Annotated in this window: 19 protein-coding genes; 7 read left to right on the forward strand and 12 right to left on the reverse strand. The window is 61.2% G+C overall.

The window, feature by feature from the left end; genetic code table 11:
• The first annotated feature begins 12 nt into the window (after window positions 1-12).
• The 3 genes from IB263_RS24715 to IB263_RS24725 all read left to right on the forward strand — a co-directional run bounded on the left by IB263_RS24715 (window position 13) and on the right by IB263_RS24725 (window position 3626).
• A complete protein-coding gene (locus IB263_RS24715) occupies window positions 13-1191 on the forward strand; it encodes a polysaccharide pyruvyl transferase family protein (protein WP_089044792.1) in 1179 nt (392 codons plus the stop codon).
• 142 nt (window positions 1192-1333) lie between these two features.
• Entirely contained in the window at window positions 1334-2506 is a 1173-nt protein-coding gene (locus tag IB263_RS24720; protein ID WP_060529226.1) for a polysaccharide pyruvyl transferase family protein, read from the forward strand.
• A 46-nt stretch (window positions 2507-2552) separates the two neighbouring features.
• Window positions 2553-3626, forward strand: a complete 1074-nt coding sequence (locus tag IB263_RS24725; protein ID WP_371814211.1) for a glycoside hydrolase — start codon at window positions 2553-2555, stop codon at window positions 3624-3626.
• 50 nt (window positions 3627-3676) lie between these two features.
• On the opposite strand, the gene IB263_RS24730 is transcribed toward IB263_RS24725, so the two are convergent.
• The gene (locus IB263_RS24730; RefSeq protein ID WP_112977314.1) at window positions 3677-3919 is read right to left on the reverse strand and encodes a hypothetical protein; all 243 of its coding nucleotides are present in this window, start codon (window positions 3917-3919) and stop codon (window positions 3677-3679) included.
• Between the two features lie 354 nt (window positions 3920-4273).
• Here IB263_RS24730 and IB263_RS24735 point away from each other — a divergent pair, with 354 nt between their 5' ends.
• On the forward strand, window positions 4274-5728 hold the full coding sequence (locus tag IB263_RS24735) for a TrkH family potassium uptake protein (protein ID WP_034798022.1): 1455 nt from the start codon (window positions 4274-4276) through the stop codon (window positions 5726-5728).
• A 28-nt stretch (window positions 5729-5756) separates the two neighbouring features.
• Here IB263_RS24735 and IB263_RS24740 read toward each other — a convergent pair whose 3' ends face one another.
• From IB263_RS24740 to IB263_RS24780, 9 genes are all read right to left on the reverse strand, one after another.
• The gene (locus tag IB263_RS24740; RefSeq protein WP_110819094.1) at window positions 5757-8117 is read right to left on the reverse strand and encodes a polysaccharide biosynthesis tyrosine autokinase; all 2361 of its coding nucleotides are present in this window, start codon (window positions 8115-8117) and stop codon (window positions 5757-5759) included.
• A gap of 73 nt (window positions 8118-8190) precedes the next feature.
• Entirely contained in the window at window positions 8191-9096 is a 906-nt protein-coding gene (locus IB263_RS24745; RefSeq protein WP_034798018.1) for a UTP--glucose-1-phosphate uridylyltransferase, read from the reverse strand.
• 4 nt (window positions 9097-9100) lie between these two features.
• The gene (locus tag IB263_RS24750) at window positions 9101-10117 is read right to left on the reverse strand and encodes a glycosyltransferase family 2 protein (RefSeq protein WP_034798004.1); all 1017 of its coding nucleotides are present in this window, start codon (window positions 10115-10117) and stop codon (window positions 9101-9103) included.
• Window positions 10117-11043: a glycosyltransferase family 2 protein gene (locus IB263_RS24755; RefSeq protein WP_110819096.1), complete on the reverse strand. Its 927-nt coding sequence runs from the start codon at window positions 11041-11043 to the stop codon at window positions 10117-10119. The genes IB263_RS24750 and IB263_RS24755 overlap by 1 nt, the downstream gene beginning before the upstream one ends.
• Window positions 11040-12020 carry a glycosyltransferase family 2 protein gene (locus IB263_RS24760; protein WP_060521079.1) on the reverse strand — a complete coding sequence of 327 codons (981 nt, stop codon included), beginning with the start codon at window positions 12018-12020 and terminating at the stop codon, window positions 11040-11042. Before IB263_RS24760 ends, IB263_RS24755 begins: the two co-directional genes overlap by 4 nt.
• Window positions 12017-13240 carry a glycosyl transferase family 1 gene (locus IB263_RS24765; protein WP_192439203.1) on the reverse strand — a complete coding sequence of 408 codons (1224 nt, stop codon included), beginning with the start codon at window positions 13238-13240 and terminating at the stop codon, window positions 12017-12019. The genes IB263_RS24760 and IB263_RS24765 overlap by 4 nt, the downstream gene beginning before the upstream one ends.
• 99 nt (window positions 13241-13339) lie before the next feature.
• Window positions 13340-14122 (reverse strand): glycoside hydrolase family 16 protein, encoded by a 783-nt coding sequence (locus IB263_RS24770; protein WP_371814203.1) that lies wholly within the window; start codon window positions 14120-14122, stop codon window positions 13340-13342.
• 2 nt (window positions 14123-14124) lie between these two features.
• Entirely contained in the window at window positions 14125-15240 is a 1116-nt protein-coding gene (locus IB263_RS24775) for an acyltransferase (RefSeq protein ID WP_192439204.1), read from the reverse strand.
• Between the two features lie 408 nt (window positions 15241-15648).
• Window positions 15649-17133 (reverse strand): lipopolysaccharide biosynthesis protein, encoded by a 1485-nt coding sequence (locus IB263_RS24780; RefSeq protein WP_159415954.1) that lies wholly within the window; start codon window positions 17131-17133, stop codon window positions 15649-15651.
• A gap of 121 nt (window positions 17134-17254) precedes the next feature.
• Between IB263_RS24780 and IB263_RS24785 the strand changes: the two genes are divergently transcribed.
• Together IB263_RS24785 and IB263_RS24790 are read left to right on the forward strand one after the other, a co-directional pair.
• The gene (locus IB263_RS24785; protein ID WP_192439205.1) at window positions 17255-18220 is read left to right on the forward strand and encodes a glycosyltransferase family 2 protein; all 966 of its coding nucleotides are present in this window, start codon (window positions 17255-17257) and stop codon (window positions 18218-18220) included.
• Window positions 18221-18306: 86 nt separating this feature from the next.
• Window positions 18307-19254, forward strand: a complete 948-nt coding sequence (locus IB263_RS24790) for a polysaccharide pyruvyl transferase family protein (RefSeq protein WP_034797971.1) — start codon at window positions 18307-18309, stop codon at window positions 19252-19254.
• A gap of 88 nt (window positions 19255-19342) precedes the next feature.
• Here IB263_RS24790 and IB263_RS24795 read toward each other — a convergent pair whose 3' ends face one another.
• Window positions 19343-20359 (reverse strand): glycosyltransferase family 2 protein, encoded by a 1017-nt coding sequence (locus IB263_RS24795; RefSeq protein WP_060521084.1) that lies wholly within the window; start codon window positions 20357-20359, stop codon window positions 19343-19345.
• A 232-nt stretch (window positions 20360-20591) separates the two neighbouring features.
• Window positions 20592-20870, reverse strand: coding sequence for an exopolysaccharide production repressor protein (locus IB263_RS24800; RefSeq protein ID WP_060582949.1), 279 nt, complete (start codon window positions 20868-20870; stop codon window positions 20592-20594).
• A gap of 751 nt (window positions 20871-21621) precedes the next feature.
• Here IB263_RS24800 and IB263_RS24805 point away from each other — a divergent pair.
• Window positions 21622-22302: a sugar transferase gene (locus tag IB263_RS24805; protein ID WP_192439206.1), complete on the forward strand. Its 681-nt coding sequence runs from the start codon at window positions 21622-21624 to the stop codon at window positions 22300-22302.
• Window positions 22303-22323 lie beyond the last annotated feature (21 nt).

Here is a 22323-nt window from a genome sequence, read left to right on the forward strand (position 1 = left end):
AGGGACTTACGCATGCGTCCAAGAATCCTCCTGACGGGTATTCCTGGTCATTACACGCGCCTCGCAAACGGCGCCAATGGCCTGTCGGTTTCCTATTCGGAACGGCAAAAACAGCCCGAATCCAAGGACGAGTTTCTTCAGGAGCTTCGCAACATCAGCAACACCGGCAACTATCTGATCGGTGAGGGGGCTCTGCGCGCCATCGCGCCGCACGCCAAGCAGATTCCGTTCTGGCATCTTTACAACGCCCACAAGAACGGCACCGGTTTCGATGAATTCAACAACAACTTCGACATCTGCGTGTTCACCTGCGCCAATCTGTTGCGCAAGGGGCTTTCTGCGGATGCCGAGGCTGATGTCTTGAGCAAGCTCAAGATGCCGATCGTCATGCTCGGTATCGGCCACCAGAACCGCAAGGACCTGGAAACAGGCCTGCCGGAGGGGACGAAGCGCCTGCTCGATGTTCTCAAGGACCGCGAGCACTACTTCCTGACCCGCGGCTACGAAACCGCCGGCTACCTGAAGGATCAGGGATTCAAATACGTCCGGCCGACCGGCTGCCCCTCGGTCTATTTCGCGCCGAACAATATGCGTGCCTCGATGAAGAAGCTGCCCGACGTCAAGATCGGTCAGGCAAAGACGATCTTTTCGGGCTATCTCGGCGCCAATCACGATTGCATCGTCGATGCGATCGCGCTGAACCCGGAAGGCGCCAAGCCCCAATACATCATCCAGGACGAATTCCTGCACTTCGACATGAAGGTCGAGCCGGATGCCGATGGCAGGGTCTTCGATTCCTGCTCGGGCAAGATGCTCGGGGAACTGGCTTTTCCGGGCGCTGAGCGCCAGAAGGTGCCCTTCGATGTACGCACCTTCTTCGATACCAACATGTGGCGCGCCTGGGCCTCGCACATGGACTTCAATTTCGGCCGTCGTTTCCATGGCTCGATCATCGCCATGCAGGCAGGCGTGCCGAGCCTGATGGTGGCTGTCGACGATCGCATGCGCGAAATGCTGGGCTTTACCGGCCTGCCGTCGGTCGACGTCCAGGAGCTCGAAAAGGCGGAAAACCGGGCGGAGTTCGTTGCCAGCCATCTGGCCGGGCTGAACGCGTCTGAACTGATCGACCGCTACTCCGATCGCGAACGCAATTTCCGTACGGTGCTGCGCGAGATCGGCATCGGCCTCTAAACCGTGATGCCTCGGACGCGTTCGATCCGAGGCGCTCAATTTATGATGTTCGGGCGGCACGGTGAGGTTTGCAGATCCGCTTCCTCGTGCCGCCCTCCCTCTTCCTCAACTCTGTGGGCCAGTCCACAAACCAGGTGTATCGATGCGTATCCTGCTCACCGGAATCCCTTCCTACCTCCAGCGTACCGTGGCGCGCGTTTCCGGTGCGACGGTTCATCACAAACCCTACTTCGACGATATCCGAAGCAAGAAGGATCTGGTCGACCAGGTCAAGAAGATCGCCAACACCGGCAACTACCTGATCGGCGAGGGCGCAGCTTATGCCTTGCGCGGACATGACGTGACCTATGTGCCGTTCTGGCATCTGGTCAACAGCCGCGGCGCCAACGACGTCTACGATGCCCTGAACAAGGAATTCGACATGTGCGTGTTCGCTTCGGCGAACCTGCTGCGTCCGGGATATTCGGCCGATCTCGAAGCGGATGTGTTCGAGAAGCTGAAGATGCCGGTTCTGGTGATGGGCATCGGCATCCAGAAGCGTGAAGGTCTGAAAGAAAACCTGCCGGCCGGTACGTTGCGGTTCCTCGAGGTCTTGAAGCAGAAGGAAAGCTTCTTCCTGACCCGCGGCTATTTCACCGCCGAGTTCCTGCGCGCGGAGGGCATGAAGTTCGTCAAGCCGACCGGCTGCCCCTCGCTCTTCTTCGCTCCCAACGAGATGCGCCACTCCTTGACGTCGCTTGCCAACGCAGACCTTGCCTCGGCACAGAAGCTCGCGCTCGGCGGCTATCTCGGTAGCGTCGCCGACACCATCGTCGATGCCCACGCACTGCTGAAGCCGGAGAGCGTGGCCAGCTACGTCATCCAGGACGAAATCGTCGCCTATAACCTCACGCTGCCCGTGGATGACAACGCGCCGGTTTACGACCGCTCCAGCGGCCGCATCACCGGCAAGACCGAATACAAGCATCAGGAAAAATGGCAGCGGCAGAACGAACTGATGGTGTTCTTCGACACCAACCAGTGGCGCGCCTGGTCATCGACCCGGGACCTCTGCATCGGCAGGCGCTTCCATGGCTGCGTCATCGGCATGCAGGCGGGCACGCCTTCGCTGATGATCGCCGTCGACGACCGTATGCGCGAGATGCTCGAATTCATCGGCTTTCCCTATATCGAAGCGGGCGTCTGGAATCGTGAGGCGGACAAGAAGGCGCATCTCGCCAACTTCCTGTCGAAGATCGATGCGCAGGCGGTTACCGAACGCTATTCGGCATGCGAGGCGAACTTCCAAAGTGCGCTTAAACAGGTTGGCATTTAATCTGCCCCTGACCCGGGCAGCGCCGTTGGCGCTGCTCCTTGCCGCCCTGGTCTCCTGGGCGGCGCTTTCGCGTGGCGCAACGGCGTTCGCGGGCGAGGTTGCGGCTGCGCGCTACGGCGTCAATCGGCTCAATCTCGCCTGGCTGGAGCGCACGGATCAGGAACGCATCCTTCGCGAAATCGCCGACAGCGGCGCCACGCATGTGCGGCTATCGCTGTCGCGCCCCGTCGACAAAAGCATCGACGCGCTGGAGATTGCCAACCGGCTGGGTCTGCGGATCCTGCTCGAAATCCAGCTGTCGAACAAAAGCTATTATCCGGACAGCGTTCGCCCGCGCACCGGCTTCGGGCGCATCTGGGATATCAACCGGTTGTCCGATCTGGACCTTGATCGTTACCGCGTCGGCCTGGCGTCAGCTCTGCAGCGCATCGATGCCCTTGGCATCCGTCTGGATGCGGTAGAACCCGGAAACGAGATCAACCTCGCCGGCTATAACGGCGACCTCGCCGTCTACGAGAAGCCGGGCCGAGCGACGCCGCGACATCTCAGTGAACTCAGGGATCCCGAGGCATTCGGAAAAGGTCTAGACAACTACGTCGAGGCGCTGAAGATCACCCGCGACGGCGTAAGAGCGAGCGCCAACAGCAAGGCGATCATCGTCTCCGCCGGGCTCTCCGACATGGGGGCCAGGGAAGCGGACCGCCAGGGAATGGAGCGGCTGGATCCGGGCGAGGTGATTGCCCTTTTGAAGGCGCGGGGCATGGACGCGCTCGTCGATGCCTATGGCATTCACATCTACCCGGCGCGCAAGGATAAGGCTGCAATCACCTCGATCGTCACCAAACTTCTCGATTTCTGTGCGCCTGCCGACAGAGGGCGGCCCTGCTGGGTGACGGAATGGGGGATTGCCAATACACTGCGCAGCTGCCCCGTCGATGATCGCGAACGCGAAGGGGCGATGACGGCCATGCGGACGGTCTTCGAGCGGTTTTCCGAAGAAAATCGCCTGAATGCGGCCTACTACTACGACTGGGACACCCAGCAGAACTACCGGCTATGGCGCTGCGGTGCTCTAAGCCCGGCCGGCGCGCTTGCGATCGAACCGGCCAAGGGTGATTGATGCAAGGCATTTTTAGCTGTGAGCTGGATGGAGCGAAGCGCCCTTGTCGATCAGCGCCGCGTTGCGCGGCTCGTCGCCGGTTCAAGCCCCTTGCCGCGGTAGGTGACGGGAATGCCGAGTCCCTCGTGGGTTCGCGCCAGCGTTTCCAGCCAGGTAGCCAGTTCCTCCGGGACCATTTCGTCCCCGGTCTCCATCGCCTCGATCCATGCCAGGTTGCAATGGAGGGCGCTTGCCAGATTGATCGGCGTCCAACGAAGAACGAGAAGGCATTGGGTGAAACGGGCGGGGGTCATCGGTTGTGCTCAAGGTTGCATGTGGAATGGATGAAGCAGGCTTTACACGTGGAAATAAGTCAAGGTGATGACTTGCCGCGGCCAAAAGTCGTGATCTTTTCGTGAGTTAGAATTGATTGGGCAAAATGCCGCAGTGCAGCATGCGTTTGGCGCCTTTCACATGGCGTTTGCCGGGAATGCTTGGACGCGATTGCCGCGCCCATGGGCCAGAACCAGCGAAAATACGGGACTGACTGTCGCTCTCCAGCGGGTACTCGGCCCCGAGCCGGTGCGAATCGCGCGCCTTTGAGGTTGAATGGCCGCAAATCCAGAGGACCGATTCGGTCCTGGACAAAGCGCTGAGGCGATCAACCGTTGCATGCACCCCTTTACCAGACCGCGATCAACATCGCCGCGAAGGCCGCGTTCTATCTGTCGCTCGCGATGCTGCTGCCGGCCGCAGTCGATCTGTTCTATGGTCATCCCAACTGGAGGGTGTTTGCCGGTTCGGCCTTTGCGACTGGTGGTCTGTCGCTTCTGGCGATCGCCGCCACGCAGGGCGGCTCGCCGCTGTTCAGCCGCAAGATGGGCTTTCTCGTCGTCAATCTTCTCTGGATCGTCGTGTCTCTCGTCGGCGCCGTGCCCTTCTGGCTGTCGTCGCTGAAGCTCGATTTCGCCAAGGCCTTCTTCGAATCGGTATCTGGCATCACCACGACGGGCTCGACCGTCATCAGCGGCCTCGACCATGCGCCTCCGGGCATTCTTCTCTGGCGCTCGGTTCTGCACTGGCTCGGCGGTATCGGGATTGTGGCGCTCGGGCTCTTCGTCATGCCCTATCTCAGGGTCGGCGGCATGTCCTTCTTCAAGATGGAGTCCTCGGACACCACCGAGAAGCCCTTCGCCCGCATCGTCACCTTCACGCGCGCCTTCATCCTGATCTATGTCGTGATGACGGTGACGTGCACGATCATCTTCTCCTATCTGGGCATGAGCCGTTTCGACGCGATCAACCACGCGATGTCGACGGTCGCGACCGGTGGCTTCTCCACCCACGATGCCTCGCTCGGCTACTTCAACAGCCTGCCGATCCTCTGGGTCGCAACCTTCTTCATGACGCTGAGCAGTCTGCCGTTTTCGGTGCTCATTCTGTTTATCGTTCGTGGGCGGCTGGATACGCTGAAGGATCCGCAGATCATCGTCTTTCTGTCCTATCTGACGGCACTTGCGCTCGCCGCAAGTCTCTACCAGCGGATCGTCAACGGGGTCTCGGCGCACGAGGCTTTGGCGCACGGCTTCTTCACCGTCTCGTCCATCCTGTCGACCACCGGTTTTGCCAGCGACGATTACATGCTCTGGGGTGAGTTCATCGTCGCACTTGCCTTTGCCGCCACCTTCATGGGTGGTTGCTCCGGCTCGACGGCGGGCGGCATGAAGGCCTACCGCTTCATCATCATCTTCAATTCAATCCGCGCCGGTCTTTTCAAGCTGATCTACCCCAATGCGGTCCACACGGTGCGCTACGGCAAGACACTTGTCGACATAGACGTGCAGCGCACCGTGTTCATGTTCTTCACGGCCTACATGTTCATCTGGGCTTTCGGCAGCCTCGCCATGGGGGCGATGGGCTATGATCTCGTCACGGCGGTGTCAGCGGTCGCAACGGCGCTTTCAAACGTTGGCGCCGGGCTCGGCCCGATCATCGGGCCGGCCGGCAACTTCTCGACGCTGACCGACCCGGCGCTCTATCTCCTGTCGCTCATGATGCTGCTCGGCCGTCTGGAAATACTGACCGTCCTGGTCATCCTGACACCGCTCTTCTGGAGGGACTGAGCGACAGGTCGAAACGAGGCGCGCCCTGTCAGGCGGCCTCGGTCTTGCGGCGCGTGCCGGCGCTTTCGATGTAGTACTTCTCATAGCGGTGGCGGTAATGCTCGGCACCGCCAAAGTCGCTGTACTTTGCCAGTTCCTGCATGTCGGTCTTGTTGAGGATCACGCCGAGGATCTTGGCATTGATCTGCGGCTCCGAATGCAAGAGGTCGCGCACCAGGCGCGACGGCGTCCGGCCCCATTCGGCGACATAGAGGAAGCCGTCCGCAAGCGGCGCGAAGGCCTTGGCATCGACGACCGGGGCGAGTGCCGCGAGATCGACGACGACATAGTCGAAGGACTTGCGTGCATTGTCGATGAGCTCAGCCATGGCCGGCGACGCAAGCAGCTCATGGCTGTCATACGGGCCGTTGCCGTCCACTGCTTCACCGCCGACCGGCAGGATCGCAAGCTTCGTCTGCTGGTCGATCTTGATGCCCGCCGGCCAGGATGCCTGCCCGGTCAACGCTTCCACCAGACCCGCCTTCGGTGGCGGATTGATCATCTTGCTCAAACCCGGCTTGCGGATGTCGGCATCGATCAGAAGGGTCTTCTTGCCGCTTGCGGCAAGGAGGGCTGCAAAATTCGCGGCGATGATCGACTTGCCTTCATCGGGCACCGCCGAAGCGATGCCGATGACGCGCGAGCCGTTGCCGGTCAGCATACGGTCGCAGGCAAGCTTGGCGTTGCGGAAGGTCTCTGTGAAGGACGAGCGCGGAGCGTCGAGCACGATGCGGCTGAGGCGCTCGAAAGACGGAGCCCCTTGCGTTACCGGTGGCGGCATCTTGTTCTTCATCAGCTTGGCGCGAACGAGATCCGTCGTTCCAGGGTGACGTGGGCCGACCAATGGAATGTAGCCGAACGACCGGTGCCCGAGGATGGCGCGCACGTCGCCTTCGAGCCGGAACGTCCGCTCGCGAAATTCCTGGAAAGCGGCAAACGCGCCGCCCGCCATCAGGCCGAGCACCGCCGAAAGGGCCAGCACCATCGTCTTCTTCGGGCTCGAAGGCGAGGCCGGGACGCCGGCGCTGGAAATCACCCGCGCCTTGGCGATCGGGAAGGAGCGCTGCTGAGAGGCCTGCTCGTAGCGGTTCAGATAGGTCTCATAGAGCGTCTTCAGCGCGGCTGCCCGCTGCTCCAGTTCGCGCAGGTGCACGAGCGATACATTTGCATTTGCGTTGCGGCCGGTGGTGCCTTCTATGTTTTCGCGCAGCGACGCTTCGCGTGAGCGCGCCACCTCGTATTCGTTGCGGTAGCTTGCCGTCAGCTGCTGCAGTTCCTGGAAGATCTGGCGGCCGACATCGGTTTTCTCCTTGCGCAGCGACACAGCCTGCGGATGGTCGGCGCCGAAGCTCTGGCTCACGTCCTGTTCGCGCTTGCTGACCGCAAGGTAGCGCGTGCGTAGATCGCGGATGACCGAGTTGTCGCCTTCCTTGGCGGAAATCGTGGCGTTCTTGACGGCCGTCTCCGGTCCCTGGTCGACGATCGCCTGGAATTGCTTGTAGCGCGCCGAAGCGCTTGCGCTATCGGCCTGGGCAATGATCAGCTGGCTGTTGAGATCGGCCAGCTGCTGTTCCGACATGAGTTCGCCGCGCGCAAGCGTCAGGCCATTTTCGCTGCGGTATTTTTCGACCTCGAGAGACGCGGTCTGCGTGCGCTGCCGAAGGTCTGCAAGACGTTCCTGCAGCCAGACCGAGGCCCGTTCGGTCGCCTCGAAATTGGCGTTGAGCTGGTCGTTGAGATAGGCGTCGGCATAGGTGCGAACGATGCCGGCGGCAAGCTGCGGATCGCTGGAACGATAGGCAAGCGAGACGACGGAGCTTCGCGTCACGCGTTCGACGGCCAGTCCCTGCTGGAGCAGTGCCGCCGCCTTTTGCCTCCGGCCGTTGCGGGCCATATCCTCGGAAATCTCCGGCCCGCTCGAGAAGATGCCCGTAACGGACTTCAGCCCGTCCTTGACGACGTCGAACGGCGAGCGCGGCGGATTGAGGACGGTATCGTTGTCGGCAAGGTTCATCTTGTCGACGACACGCAGGGCGAGTTCGCCGGATTTCAGGATTTCCACGGCGCTGGCAATCTGGGTGTCGAGCAGGGCGCTGTTTTGCGGCGGCGCCTGTTCTTCGGCAAATTTCGACAGGTTCTCGTCGAGAAGGACCTGCGTTGCCGATGTGTAGAGCGGTGTTGCGAAGACCAGGTATGCGACACCGAGCGCGATGAAGAGCGCCACAAACAGGCCGACCATTCTGGCGCGACGCAAGACGACCGAAAACAGACGATCGAGGTCGATGAAGCCGTCGGGCTCCTCCACGTTGCGCGGTACGACACTGTTGAAGGGGAGACTTCTTTGATTCATTGGGTCGCTCTGTCCGTTTCCCTTTGGTCCGAAGGCTGGCGCCTCTTCTTTTCAAAAGAGGCGCCGAAGCCAGTTATGCGGCGCGGATGCGGCCTTCGTGAGACAGGACCATGTCCTTGACCGAGGCATAGACCGCGTCGCCGAGATCGGAACGCGCCAGCGCGAAGGCGACATTGGCCGCGATGAAGCCTTCCTTGGAGCCGCAGTCGAACGTGCGCCCATCATAGGGATGAGCGTGAAACGCTTGATTTTGCGACAGTTTCAGCATGCCGTCGGTTAGCTGGATCTCGTTTCCGGCGCCGCGCGGCTGATGGGCGAGTATGTCGAAGATCTGCGGCTGCAGGATGTAACGACCATTCAGATAAAAATTGGACGGGGCTTCGCCCATAAGCGGTTTTTCGACCATTTGGGTGACTTCGAAGCCATAGGGGACGGCCGTACCCTTGCCGACGATGCCATATTTCGAGGCATCTTCCGGAGCGCATTGCTCGACGCCGACAACGTTGCCGCCGGTCTGACGGTAGAGGTCGACAAGACCGGCCATGCAGCCGCGTCCGCCGTGGCAGAGCATGTCCGGCAGGAGCAGTGCGAAGGGCTCGTCGCCGATGAGATCGCGGGCGCACCAGACGGCATGGCCGAGGCCGAGCGGCGCTTGCTGGCGGGTAAAGCTGACGGAACCGGCGCGCGGCAGCATCTGCTCCAGTTCGGAAATCTGGGCGTTCTTACCGGAGCGGGTCAGCGACGAGATGAGTTCAGGCGTGTCGTCGAAGTGGTCTTCGATCGCCTGCTTGTTGCGGCTGGTCACAAAAACGATGTGCTCGATGCCCGCTTCACGGGCTTCATCGACCGCATATTGCACGACCGGACGATCGACGATCGTCAACATCTCCTTCGGTATCGCCTTCGTCGCGGGAAGAAACCGCGTTCCATTGCCGGCGACCGGGATCACAGCTTTCCTGACGGTCCTGATACGGTCCATGGTCTTATCCTTTACTTACGTGTGGGCTTTCGCCCGAGGTGGGTCGTTCGGCCGCCACCGTCGAGGTGGCAGGCTTCATGCGTGCGATTGGCGCAAGTAGCCGGCGCAATCGCACGGCGATCGGCATTCTGAGGTGCCGAAGCGCTCTGGGGTTGGTCAGAGCCACCTGGGTGGCTCCGGCCAACGATTTGGATTTCAGGTGTTCGACAAGGCGAAGGAAGGCGTGCGCCTCGACGAGGCTTTTGTCGCGCCGGCGCTGCATCGCTAGCGCCTCGGCATCGAGCGTGTGCCTGGCAAGGAATTCCCGGTCGGCCGTCATCATCGCGTCGATGTGGCGCAGTTCGAGCACGCGCGAAATCGAGCCCTCGCGGATGTGATAGCAATAGCCGGCCGAGGGATCGATGACGCATCGGCCGCCATGGGCAAGCGCCGAGGCGAGCAGGATGTAGTCCTCGCCGATGCGGATCGTTTCCTCGAAGCGCAAGCGATGTTCGTTCAGAAACCGGCGCTCAAAGATCGGCTTCATGTAGCCGAAATTGAAGGTGGAGCGGAAAAGCACGTTGGAACCGATGAAGGCCGCAAGCGTCAGCGTCCGACGGCGCTCAAGCTCGGCTTCGGGAAACATGCGCTCCAGCCGCCCATCGAGATTGAGGACGTCGATGTTGTCGACCACAATCGAAGCTTCGGTCGAGGAAGCAAGGCCGATCATGCGCGACAGCCGCTGAGGGCTAACCGTGTCGTCCGCGTCAAGAATGGCGATCCAGTCGCCACGGGCCGCTTCGAGACCGGCATTGCGCGCGCCGCCGGGCCCGCGGTTCTCGGCAAGTCGCAGCAGCCGCACGCGCGGATCAGCGAGTTCTTCGACGACCGCACAGGTCTCGTCCTTTGAGCAATCGTCGACGACGATCACCTCGACGTCGACGCCCGTCTGCGCAAGCGCACTGTCGATGGAGCGTCGGATCGTGTCGGCAGCATTATAGGCCGCGATGACGAAGCTGACGTCGGGGGCGCGTTGCGTCATCAAGCGGTCGCCGCTCCGTATTGCTGGAGTTCGCGCACACCAATGAGGCCGCTGACGACGCCCGCATGCATGATTGCGCGAAGCGCGTAGCGCGAGCGAGCGACCGGCGATCCGAGCAGCATAAGACTTGCGATGGCGCAATAGCCTGATTTCGCCGTCGCGCGGACGATTTCGGCAACTCGGCTGCCGGCTTGGCCCGGTTCACTCAAGAGCCGGCCATGGGTTTGGCCGGAACGGAAACGACGCTTTGCAAGCCAGGCAAGTCGCGCGCGTTTCTCCGGTACCGGTTCGAAGACCAGCGCATCGGGCGCATAGGCCAGACGCCCACCATCCGCATGCATGTGGCGGAAGAACTCCGTATCCTCACCGCCTGTCTGCCCGAGCGCCAGATTGAACCGCCTGTTGAAGACGACCGGGCGAGTGAGATCGATCAGAACATTGCAGGTGTAGCCCGTGCGGATCTCGCCATCGACCCAGACCGGCCGGGTTGAATGAAAATCGCCGCGGCGCATCCAGTTCGGGGCAGACAGCGTGTATTCGGCACGAACCGGGCCGAGCACGACATCGGCGCCGGTCGTTAGGGCGGTATCGAGCAATTGCACGAGCCAGGTCCTCGACACCGTCTCGTCGTCGTCGACGAAGGCGAGATAGTGCCCGGTGCTGTTGTCGAGACAGGCGTTGCGGGCGATGGAAATGTTCGACGCCGGGCAATGCACGTAGAGGATCTCGCAAGGCATGGTCGGGCGCATCTGGTTGACGAGCGCCTGCGCGCTCGGCGTCACGTCGTTGTCGGCGACGATAATGCGGATCGCCACATCGGCAGGCACGGTGATGAGCGCGAGGGAGTGCAGCGTTTCTGCAAGCTCCGGCCGGCGAAACGTGCACACCGCTATGTCGATCTGTGTCCGGGCGACGGTGTTGGTCATGGTGCCACCCTCCGGTTACGCGTGGTGAGCAATTCCCGCCAGAAGCCGGCCGACCAGGCAAAATGCATGACCATTGCCGAGATGGCCGCGAGCGGGCCGTAGGGGTTCTTCTGGCCGAGCGCCATCCACATGCCGTAGCCGATGCAGGCCACAGCCCAGAGCACGACCGGAACGACCGCAAGCCAGCTGACGACCGCGAGCAGTGCGCCGACAGCGACCGGAGCGACGGCAAGCGGCAGCAACTGCCTGAGGCTCGGCCAGGCGCGATGCTTCAACACATTGCGCGCGCGTCCGCGCCCATAGGCGAAGTACTGGCGGAAGAGCGGCCCGACCTTGGCGCGGGGGTAGTAGACCATGCTGGTCCGGTCGGTCATCCAGATGCGATAGCCCGCCTGGCGGAAGCGATAGTCGAACTCCGCGTCTTCGTTGTGGCTGAAGATCTCGTCGTAGCCGCCGATCGCCTGGAAGGCGGAAATGCGCATCAGTGCATGGTGACCGTGATCGGCCCAGTGGCTCGCCGCGCCGAGACGGTGCTTGGCGCCGCCATTGCCGAGCTTGGAATTCTGGGCGTAGGCGGTGGCCTTCTGGAAGGGCGTGAAGCCAACCGTCTGCATGGCGACGACGACGGAGTCCGCGCCGGTCAGAAGAGCCTCCTCGACGAGGCGCTCGCAATAGTCATCCGGATAGGTGCCGTGCGCGTCGATGCGGATCATATAATCGAAATCGGTGCCATGGCGTGCGACGGCGAGATTGATCGCAGCACTCTGGATGCGTTTCGGATTGTCGAGCACCAGCACGGCCGGATCCTTCTCGGCGAGACGCGCCGCGATCTCACGGGTGCCGTCGGTGCTGCCGCCGTCGGCGATCAGGATGGCGCCGTTGAGGCGCCTTGCCGCGGGTAGCAAGGCTTCGGCGAGGCCCTGCAGATGTTCCGCCTCGTTGAGGCAGGGAATGACGATGAGGACACGTATGCTCATGACAATCCACCTTCGTTTTGGGGCGTTGAGGTGTTTTGATGTGCTTGCGGGAAGTCCAGCGCGATGCGCGGCGGAGCGGCGGACGTGACGGCCGACAGACGGCGCACGAGGCCCTCGCAATCGCTGCGATTGAAGATCCAGGTTTCCGGCGCGCAGGCCGCGATCCGCCGGGATGTGGCGTCGTAAATCTCGGAGGTCAACGAACCCATGAGCGCGGCAAGCGCGTCGGCATCAGCTTCTTCGATAAGCACGCCAAGGCCACGTATGGCCAGAAACCGGGCGGTCTCGGTGCCGCGAAGGGCAATCGGCACCCGCCCGAAGCGGCAGCCTTCATAGAGCCGGTTCGGGAGCAGCCATTTGGAGTTCTGACCTTCCTCGAAGAAGTCGATCGCCCAGGTGAAGTGCACGTCGGAGTAGATCGCGCCAAGCTCTTCCGGGCTGCGATAGGGGCCGTGGAACGTCATGAAAGGTTCGTTGCGGATGAAGCCGTCGAAGTCGTCGAACTCGCGATAGGCCGGCCGGCCGCGCAGCACGATCTCGAATCGACCCTCCATGCGGCGCGAGAAGGCCGCCAGCAGCGCAAGTGATTTGCGGCAGCGCAGAGCACCGAACCAGCCAATCCGCCATGGGCCATGTGTCGGTGCGGCGGCAGCGGTCACCGATGGTCGCGCATCGGTTTCGTCGAGCTCGAGCACTTTGTTCTCAAGCATCATGGTCGGTGCCGAGATACCCGATAACGGGCGGAAATAGTTCTCGACGAAGGCGGGAGAACTGGTGATCAAAAGGCGCGCGTCACGGCCGAGCAGGCGCTCGCTTGTCCGCAACGCCTTGCCAGCGATGCCGGGGGAAAGGAGCAGGCGGTGAATGTCGAGGCATTCGTAGACGATTGGGACGTCGCCGCCGAAGAGGCTGACGGCCTTCCTGGCGATGGCCAGCATGTCGAGGTTGCGGGCTATGATCAGGTCTGGACGTTCCACTCCGCGCAGCGCCTGCTTCAGCGAGAGACAGCTCTTCGCGATCGCACCGACGCGCTGGACGAACCGGCCGTCATGGGTGTTGCCGAGCTCGACAGGTACGATGCCCTCGATCGCCGCCAGCGGGTTTGCGTCGCGCCTGAACCCGGCAAGCGTCACCTTTGCGCCGCCGGTAAGCAACATCAGCACGCGTCGGCGAACGGCGGGGTCGGCAAGATCTTGGGCGAAGTAAAGTATCTGCAGCATGAACATCCAGTTTTCTGTCCGGCTGCGCCGGACATGGTTCAAATTTTCCGCCTTGCAGCGGCGAGAGCCACGCCCACCGGCACGGCTCCCGATCGTCGGCTAGTTTATTTTGCAGGCAATCGACTCGGGGAACTGGCACTCGTCTCCCGGCGCGGTGAAAGCGACCCGGTCGACCTGCATCATCGAGGGGCCTTTGTAGGAAAAGGCGCCCATCCAATCCGTCAGGGTATCGGTTCCCCAAAGGCTGAAGAAAATCTTTTGCGGATTGGGCGGGATCTTCGCTGGGTCGGTGACCTCGTGGACCAGTTCGCCATTTACGTAATAGCGAATACGCTCCTTCTCCCAGACGAAAGCGTAGTCGTTGAAGCCCTGATTGGCGCCGCCCGGCACGTCGACCAGCTTCTCGTTGCCGCCCTTGGCGGAGACGTATTGATTGATCTGGACCTTTGCCGGGTTCTTGCCGAGCACTTCGAAATCGATCTCGTCATGCGGCTTCTTGTCGGCCGGCCCGATATAGGTGAAGAAGGCGGAGTTGAGCCCCGAGCCGTCGGCCGTCTTGATCCGCGCCTCGTAGGTGCCATAGCTGAAGCGCTTGCGGGTCTGGATTTCGCCGCAGGCGTAATTGCGCTCGCCGAGTTTTCCTTCAGCAAACGTCAGTTCGGCGATGCCGTTGACGACCTTCGCCTGTTTCTTCGACCAGGTGCAGTTCTGATGCGTGCCATTGTTCCAGCCGTCCGAGACGTACCAGACGGCGGTGTCGAGTGTATCGAAGTTGTCGATGAAAGACGCACCCGTCGTGGTCTCTTCGGCCAGGGCCGGACCGGCAAGGCCGACGGCGACAAGGGTGAGCAGGGCGAGGCGGTGAGGTCGTTTCGATCTCATGGTCAGGTCCTTTGCTGGGGGGAGGGACCGGCGCGAACAGCCCTTGTCCGCGCACGCATGTCGCGGGCGGAGCCGGTCCGGCTGCCGGTGAGAATAGCGGTGAGGGCTGGCAGCCAGCGCGCGGAAAGAGCGTAGGCGCCGGCGAGGAAGGCGATCGTGATGAGCGGAACCGCGCAGTAAAACGCCGGGTAGTAGCCGATGTCCGAGCGGTTCCAGATCATCCAGAAGAGCACGAGTAGCGGAAAGTGCGTGCAGAAGATCCAGAAGCTGAGACCGCTGCCGCGCGAAAGCTGAGCGCCGATGTTGGTTCGGACGAGAAGTGCCGAAACCGCCCAGGAACCGACGATGCCGGAAATCGCAATCAGACTGCGCAGCATTTCGAGCCACACCGGAAAATTCGGGCCAAACTGATAGAGCAGGATGGACAGGAGCACGGCTGCGCTTAGGAACGCGATGGTAATCGGCCAGGAAAAGCGATCGAAGCTGCGGACATCAATGCGATGCAGGCTCATGTAGATGCCGGCGCTAAACCCGAAGAGGATCGACTTCTTCAAAAAGATGCCGTTCGGAACGGGCAGCACCGCATAGGCGAAGAGGACGGCGAGCGTCTGTGCCGGATAGCGCTTGATCAGCCAGGCGAGCGCTGGCGAAAGAACGATACAAAGCAGGAGGTCGCGCAGAAAATAGAGCGGCAGATTGATCGGCAGATCCTCGAGCGCGAAGGCAAAGCTCAGCCACTCAATTGGGCTGGCTCCGATGACCTCCGGCAAATAGCCCGAACTGATGTCCTTGCTCTGCGCGACGAAAACCAGCGCGAGAAACGCCAGATTCCACAACAGGAATGGCAGAAGTACTGTCCGAGCCTTGGTCTTCAGCGTCCGGCCATAGTCGAAATTTTCGAGACCGCGACGGAACAGGAGATAACCGGAAATCGCGCTGAGGCAGGGGACGCCGACACGGAAGAGGCTGTCGCCCAGGAAAATGCGCAACCAGTCGATGCCGCCATAGGTGCCGACATACGGACTGGTCGCCGGATCATAAGGCACATGCACAAAGACAATGCCTGAGATCAGCACGATGCGCATCAGATTGATCCGCGAGGAGATATTCGCGTTCACATCAACGATATCCGTCACCCCCATCTGGCAGCGCGTTTAGAAGCGGCCGTTTCAACAGAGCAGACCAGAGCCCGCACCCAGAAGATTAGGCTCGGGCACGGATCAAAATATGGCGCCGCAGCAAACGAATCGGCCCTGGTTTGCTGCGGTGCAGCATTAGAAATCGCGGCAATACTAGGAAAATAGGCCTATCCCCGCACTTGGACTGGGAAAAAACCATGACGTGGGCGTCAGTTGCGGAATATTAACGGTCGCTTATTTTCTGATACTTCTGCTTGTTAAAGTGCATATGTAGCGCCGAAAAGTTGTGCGCTTTTTCTTCTGTTTTTCAGTTGAGACAATGCCGCGGATCTCATTCCTCGCCGAAATGCGGCAAGGGTGGGGCAGTCTTTAGCGCTATTCCAGCCGTTACTCGGCGGCGGCTGGTACAGAGCTCGAAGCACCGCGGGAACGAACCATATCGGTGAGCTTTGCCAGCAGCGACCGTTCGGTAACGAGTACCAACACCAGATAGATCAGGGCACCGATCGCGGCGCCAACAAGAACCTGGAGCACCGCGCTTGGAAGAAGCGTGCCGTAGTGGTCCAGCAGCAGCCTTACGACGACAGCCATGATGAAAGCCGAGACCAGCGGCCTCACCGAAATCAGGAACCCGCGCAGGAAGGGCAGCTGGTCGGCGCGAAAGACAACCCAGGAATAGCCGACAAGCGTCGCTAGGTTCACGAGGCAGAGGGCGATCATCGCTTCGACGAGCGATCCGCCGATCGCGGCATAGGCGACGGCGGCAGTGGTGGCGATTGCCCGGATCACCGCCCACCAGAAGAGGGTCGTGCCCTGGCCGATACCCTTGAGATAGGGAATGTAGGTGCTGCAGGGTGTCAGCAGGCCCTTCGACAGGGCGAGCAGGCCGAGCACCGGCCAGGCTGAGGCCCATTGCTGTCCGAAGAGCACGAGCATCGCCGGCTCGGCAAGCGCCCAGAGGCCGAACATCATCGGCGCGAGCAGCACGGTGGTGACCTGCGTGCTGAGCATCAGCGCTTGCGAGCGCCGCTGGCGATCCTCGCCCATATGGCTGAAGGCGGGAAAGAGAACGCCCATGACTGCTGAAAGGACGATCTGGTTCGGAATGCTGGAAAAGCGGTTCGCCGCCGAATAGGCGCCGGCATCCGAAAGGCCGAGATAACGGCTGATGACGACCATCGGCGATTGGAAGGTGACGAAGTTGGCGATCTCGGAGCCCATCATGCCGAAGCTGAAGCGGCAGAGCGAAAGTACGCGCCGTGCCGAAAACACGAAACGCGGGACATAGCCGGAGACAGCGTAGAGACCGGCCAAACGGATGAATGCAGAAACGAAAAGCTGAGCGAGCAGCGACCACACCCCAAAGCCGAGAAGCGCCGCCCCGACCGCGATGAGCGCGCCGAGGATTTCGGAGAGCATGGTCCAGACCGCGTCCTTGCTGAAATTCATCCGCCGGGCAAGCAGTGAATAGGCAACATCGCCGGCAAGCTGCAATGGGATGAGCAGGCTCATGATCTGGAGCAGATGGCTTGCCTCCGGCGCACCGAGCAGGCTCGCCAGCGGTTCGGCAAAGACGAAAAGCCCAAGCGCCATCATCAGCGAAACCACCAGATTGGCCCAGAAAGCGGAGTGGATGAGTTCCATGTCCTCGTCGCGCTGGATGATCAGAGCGGAGGCAAGACCGGCGCCGCCGATCATCGCCAGAAACTGCACGACGGTGAGCGCGACGGCGACCGTTCCGAACTCCTCGGGCGTCAGGATACGGGCAAGAATCGGCACGGTGACAAACTTCAGCCCGAATGTGCCTGTCTTTGAAAGGACGCTCCAGCCGACGTTCCGAGTCACAGACTTGGCATTTACGTTTGAAGGCATGTGAGCATCCCGTGATGCCTTTGAAGGATTTCCGACAAAGGGCAAGCGCTAGATTTGAGGTCGCGACCCGGTGGGAGGAGACCACGAAATACTCTTTTAGAGAAACCGCAGGGGCGAAAAGATGGCGAAGCTGACTGTTATTATTCCCTACTACCAGAAGGAGCCGGGTATTCTTCGGCGCGCTCTCGCGTCCGTCTTTGCCCAAAGCTATCAAGACTTCCATGTCCTGGTGATAGACGATCAATCTCCCTACTCGATCGACGAGGAGTTGAGGCCGCTTGCCGATGGCGAGCGGGCGCGCGTGACGGTGATCCGGCAGGACAACAAGGGTCCAGGCGGCGCGCGCAACACCGGGCTCGACAACGTTCCGGCCGACGCGGCGTTCGCCGCGTTCCTCGATTCCGACGACATCTGGACCATCGATCATCTCCAGAATGCCGTCGACAGCATGAGCCGCTTTGGTGCCGACTGCTACTGGGCGTCGATAACAGGCGGGGAGGCGTTCTACTACCATTTCGGCGTCGCCGATCTCGAGGCAAGCGATACGGTCGTGCGCTTGCAGGAAAGCCCGCTTGTCGTCGAAATTCCCGATCTTTCCAATGTCATGCTGCGGAACTGGAGCTTCCTGCACCTGTCTTGCATGGTGGTTGGTCGCCGGCTTTTCGAGACGGTGCGCTTTGATGCCGAGCTGCGTCTCGCGGCCGAGGACGTGCTGTTCTTCTGCGACTGCATTCTGGCGGCAAATCGTGTCGTGCTTTGCGATGCAGCCGGTGCCGTGCGCGGGGAGGGCATCAACATCTTCCACTCGATCGACAACGATTCGCCGCAATTCCTGCAGCAGCAGTTCAACACCTTTGTTGCCCTTGAGACGCTTGAGCACCGGCTTTCGCGCAAGCCATCGGCCGTCGCGTCGATCCAGTCCTACCAGCACACGGCCCGTCGTCAGGCGCTCTGGAGCCAGGCGCGCCGGTTGAAGCGGCGGAAGTCGCCGCAGTTTCGACTGCTGGCACGTTGGGTCCTGCGCGATCCCAAGCTGTTGCAAAGCGCATTCGAGCTTGCCGTCGGCAAGTTTTCCCGTTCACGCTGATCCGGACAGAAACTCCTTTTGGAGGAAGAACAAGCCCGCCAGGCGCGGCATCGAACCTATCTCGCATTTGAAAGAAGGGACCGCCCATGAAGCCCTATTACTGGGAATCTCAGCACGGCAATTTCGGCGACGACCTCAACCTCTGGCTTTGGGATTTCCTGCTGCCGGGTTTTCGCGATGTCCATGACGACATCCTCCTTGTCGGCGTCGGCACGGTGCTCAACCGCGCGCTTCTGCCTGATGGCGTCCGCAAGCTCGTTATCGGCAGCGGTTTCGGCTACGGCAGCTTGCCGGACATGCGGGATGCCGCCGAATGGGACCTTCGCTGCGTGCGCGGGCCGTTGACAGCCGAGAAGATCGGCCTTGCGCCGGAGCGCGGTATTGTCGATCCCGCGGTCATGGTCGCCGACATGCCGGAATTCCGGAACCTGCCTAAGCTATACAAGCGCAGTTTCATTCCCCATTGGGAAAGTGCGATCGCCGGTATGTGGCCCGTCACCTGCGGCACCGTCGGCATGCACTACATCGACCCGCGCGGCGAGGCCAAGAGCGTGATCCGCGAGATCGCGCAATCGGAGTTCATTGTCGCCGAATCGATGCATGGGGCGATTCTCGCCGATGCATTCCGCGTTCCCTGGGTGGCGGTGACGACGTCGGACAGCATCAACAGCTTCAAGTGGAACGACTGGGCAAAAACTGTCGGCGTCGAATACCGTCCCCGCCATGTTCCGGTCTCCAGCCGCACCGAAGCCATGATCAAGGGCGCACGTTTCTGGGGCATGGGCTTCGAGGCGCAGACCGTGCCGGAGGCTGCGAACCTGCGATCCGCCGACGGCGAGGTGATCGTCGCGGCCAGAGAACCGCGTCAGACGTTCTTGCGCAGCGCGGCCAAGCAGGTGCTTGCGGCGCCGTCGACGCTTGCACTTTGGCAGGCCACTCGCGCAGAGCCGCAATTGAGCAGCGACAGCCGGCTCGCCGAACGCAAGGAACGCTTCCAGGATGCGTTGGCCGCCGTACGGCGCGCCTACTTCTAGGATGTGACAAACGACGCTCCGGACGAGATGCCGGAGCGTATTCCGCTCGCGATGGTTCGACGTGGCGCCGACGCCGCAACGCGTGGTGCTAGCGCGCGTGCTCCGCGCCGATGGGCAGAAGGTAGCGCACTGCCGCGCCTCCGCCCGCCGGTGCCGCATCCTGGCGCGGCCTGAAGCGCTCCGTCTTGTCGGCGAAAATACCGGCGGTGACGGCCGGCGCGGCGCCCGGGCGCCGCATGAGGTAACCGATCGCAGCCATAGCACCGCGCTCTTTTTTGAGGTCGAGGAAGTGGCGGTGCTGGTAGCGGCCACGCACGTGACGCTCATGCCGTCGCACGGCAGCCGCTGCCTCACCGTCGAGGTCGTTTGCCGCGAGTATAACGCGGTCGGCCTCGTAGAGGCGCTTTAGATCCTCGGTCCGGTGGCTGCCGCTCAACGAATTGCCGCGCACGATCGCCGCATAGCCACAGCTTTGAATGACCTTGTAGCGTGCACCTTTGGCCAGTGCGCGAAGATAGAGGTCATAATCCTCCCCCAGACGAAGCGCCTCCTGATAGCGGATGCCATGCTTATCGAGGAAGCGGCGGCGCATCAGCGGCTTCAGGAAGCCGATCTCGCCACGTTTCACGCCCGGCTGCGAAATATTGCCCTCGACGAAATCAATGAGGCCGAGAAGGCGCGGCCGTGGCGGGAAGTCATCGACCCTTGGAGCCGCACCAGTCACTGCGGCCTCGCCCATGAAGGCAATATTGTCGGCGATGAAATCCCACTCCTCTACTGCGAGCAGCCTGCCGAGCCTGCCCGGTAGAAAGAAATCGTCGGCGTCGAGGATCGCCAGGACCGGGGCGCGGCTGATGGCAATCGCATGGTTGCGCGCTGCTGAAGGACCGCGATTGCTTTCAAAGCGTGCGATCGTCAGCCGTCCGCTGTGATCGTCGGCAGATCGCGCCGCGGCGACGGTCTGATCGGTGGAGCCGTCATCCACCACGATCACTTCGGCGGTTTCCTGTTCGGCCAGCGCCGACGCGACCGCGCGGGCGATGGTCGCCTCGGCATTCTTCGCAGCAATGATGACGCAGACATCTGTCCGGGCGACTGTGGTCATGAGGGCCTCCAGTATCGTGTCTCGCGGGCAGCGCGGCGCCTAGGGGCCAAGTGGACTGCACCAGTTCTCGATCGCTGCATGACGCAGCCGGGTCATTGGCGACCGGCTAGATTATGCAGCCCGGCATGGAATCTTGCCGTAACGGGCCGCACCATGCAGGGCGATCATGTCGCAACCGCGTCAAAGGCGATTTTTTTGAAGAAGGGCGAGGCAGGCTTGTCCGGCCGTGCGGTCAACGATTGAAGTGACCGGGCCGGTCCAGGCGGTGGCTATTGCTGCCCGGCTTGTCGTCATTGGCCGATTGCAGCACTTCAGCCGCTTTTTTTCCGCGCTCGCGCGCTTTCCTCCAGATTAGGAAAACGACCGCGAGGAAATAGCCGATCTGAATGAGGACCGCACAGATCGCCGTCTGGATCAGCGTGGATGTGAGAGAGCCATTGAGGAAATAGGTGACGACAGCAAAAACCGTCAGGGCGCCGATCATACTCACGAAGACGCGTGGTGCGTACATGGCACTAGCTCGCAATCGGTTCTATCGCTGCAGACGTCATCGCAAAATCGGCCTTTCCTCTGCAAATGTTAATATATTGGCGACGGACATCGGCTGCAACCGGCAATAGCCGCCGCTTTGGCACATAGAAACAGGCAAATCTTTATGTCGCGTTTCGAGCAGCGTCGATCGAATCAAAATCAGTTGATTGGCCTCGAACGCCATTGTGACGCGAGCCTGCGCTCGGCAGCTGATTTTCCACCTCCCGTCGGGAGACGCTCTCCGCGTCGCCCAATGGTTGCCGCCACACTCACGTGCTGATCAACTTTTATTACAAGTTTGAACGATGTTGTGAGTCTTTGTGTGCGCCGCGAAGACTTGGTGCGACGCAGCAAAATTTGGGAAATACGGACGACCGATAATTTTGGAGCAGGGGAAATCACGCTCCCGAAGCTCAAGGAAAACATCGGCCTGCGAAGATATCGGCACTTCTCCGGAAATGTAATTTGGCCCGCCAGAAACAATACAGGAATACGTGCGAGGTGATACTGTTTCTCGCAATAATATAACAGCGCCTGTCACGAGAAATATTTCATATTCGAAAGTGGTGATATACGCATTTTGGCCCCTGCTCGGATACTCGCCTTTATTTCGCCTTCAAAAAGCAAATCCTTACCGGACGTTCATTATTCACGATGAGCGCGCCCCAGTGTGGGCTGTAGGCCCCCCTGGGGAGACCGACAAATCGCCAAACGTAAATGGAGTCACCTCTATGAAGTCTGCGACCAGATCGGCCAGTTCGCCGTTTTTCAGTGCCGCAGAGTTTGCGGCAATCCCACCCGTGGGTGGCGTTTCGAAGCGTGGCTTCGACGTGCTTGCCGCTTCCCTCGCCCTCGTTTTCTTAAGCCCGCTGTTCCTGATGCTCATGGCGCTGGTCAAGTTTTCCGACGGCGGCAGCATCTTCTACGGCCACCGCCGCATCGGCCACAACGGCAAGTCGTTCCGTTGCCTTAAGTTCCGCACCATGCGCCCTGATGGGGACCGGATCCTGCAGGACTACCTCAAGGCCAATCCGGCCGCCTACGAGGAATGGCGCGCGACGCGCAAACTGCAGGACGACCCGCGTGTCACGGTCGTCGGCAGTGTCCTGCGCAAACTAAGCCTTGATGAACTGCCGCAGCTCGTCAACATCGTGCGCGGTGAAATGAGCATGGTTGGCCCGCGCCCGGTGGTGGAGGACGAACTGGAGCTCTACGACAGCGCCGCCGTCTACTACCTGCAATCCCGACCCGGTCTTACCGGCCTTTGGCAAATCAGCGGGCGCAACGACGTATCCTACGCAACCCGCATCGCGTTCGATACCCAGTACGTCCAGAACTGGTCGCTGCTGAAGGACTTCTCCATCGTTGTCAGAACCATTCCCGCCGTTTGCCTTTCGCGCGGCAGCTACTGACGAAACAGCGCCTGGAAAGCC

Origin of the sequence: Ensifer sp. ENS03 (genome assembly GCF_014852035.1) — a bacterium.
GTDB classification, from domain to species: Bacteria; Pseudomonadota; Alphaproteobacteria; order Rhizobiales; family Rhizobiaceae; genus Ensifer; species Ensifer adhaerens.

What these genes read in the sequence shown, in the direction of transcription:
- IB263_RS24715 (WP_089044792.1), top strand. Translation starts at nt 13, where the DNA reads ATGCGTCCAAGAATCCTCCTGACGGGTATTCCTGGTCATTACACGCGC.
- IB263_RS24720 (WP_060529226.1), top strand. Translation starts at nt 1,334, where the DNA reads ATGCGTATCCTGCTCACCGGAATCCCTTCCTACCTCCAGCGTACCGTG.
- IB263_RS24730 (WP_112977314.1), bottom strand. Translation starts at nt 3,919, where the DNA reads ATGACCCCCGCCCGTTTCACCCAATGCCTTCTCGTTCTTCGTTGGACG.
- IB263_RS24740 (WP_110819094.1), bottom strand. Translation starts at nt 8,117, where the DNA reads ATGAATCAAAGAAGTCTCCCCTTCAACAGTGTCGTACCGCGCAACGTG.
- IB263_RS24745 (WP_034798018.1), bottom strand. Translation starts at nt 9,096, where the DNA reads ATGGACCGTATCAGGACCGTCAGGAAAGCTGTGATCCCGGTCGCCGGC.
- IB263_RS24750 (WP_034798004.1), bottom strand. Translation starts at nt 10,117, where the DNA reads ATGACGCAACGCGCCCCCGACGTCAGCTTCGTCATCGCGGCCTATAAT.
- IB263_RS24755 (WP_110819096.1), bottom strand. Translation starts at nt 11,043, where the DNA reads ATGACCAACACCGTCGCCCGGACACAGATCGACATAGCGGTGTGCACG.
- IB263_RS24760 (WP_060521079.1), bottom strand. Translation starts at nt 12,020, where the DNA reads ATGAGCATACGTGTCCTCATCGTCATTCCCTGCCTCAACGAGGCGGAA.
- IB263_RS24765 (WP_192439203.1), bottom strand. Translation starts at nt 13,240, where the DNA reads ATGCTGCAGATACTTTACTTCGCCCAAGATCTTGCCGACCCCGCCGTT.
- IB263_RS24770 (WP_371814203.1), bottom strand. Translation starts at nt 14,122, where the DNA reads ATGAGATCGAAACGACCTCACCGCCTCGCCCTGCTCACCCTTGTCGCC.
- IB263_RS24780 (WP_159415954.1), bottom strand. Translation starts at nt 17,133, where the DNA reads ATGCCTTCAAACGTAAATGCCAAGTCTGTGACTCGGAACGTCGGCTGG.
- IB263_RS24785 (WP_192439205.1), top strand. Translation starts at nt 17,255, where the DNA reads ATGGCGAAGCTGACTGTTATTATTCCCTACTACCAGAAGGAGCCGGGT.
- IB263_RS24790 (WP_034797971.1), top strand. Translation starts at nt 18,307, where the DNA reads ATGAAGCCCTATTACTGGGAATCTCAGCACGGCAATTTCGGCGACGAC.
- IB263_RS24795 (WP_060521084.1), bottom strand. Translation starts at nt 20,359, where the DNA reads ATGACCACAGTCGCCCGGACAGATGTCTGCGTCATCATTGCTGCGAAG.
- IB263_RS24800 (WP_060582949.1), bottom strand. Translation starts at nt 20,870, where the DNA reads ATGTACGCACCACGCGTCTTCGTGAGTATGATCGGCGCCCTGACGGTT.
- IB263_RS24805 (WP_192439206.1), top strand. Translation starts at nt 21,622, where the DNA reads ATGAAGTCTGCGACCAGATCGGCCAGTTCGCCGTTTTTCAGTGCCGCA.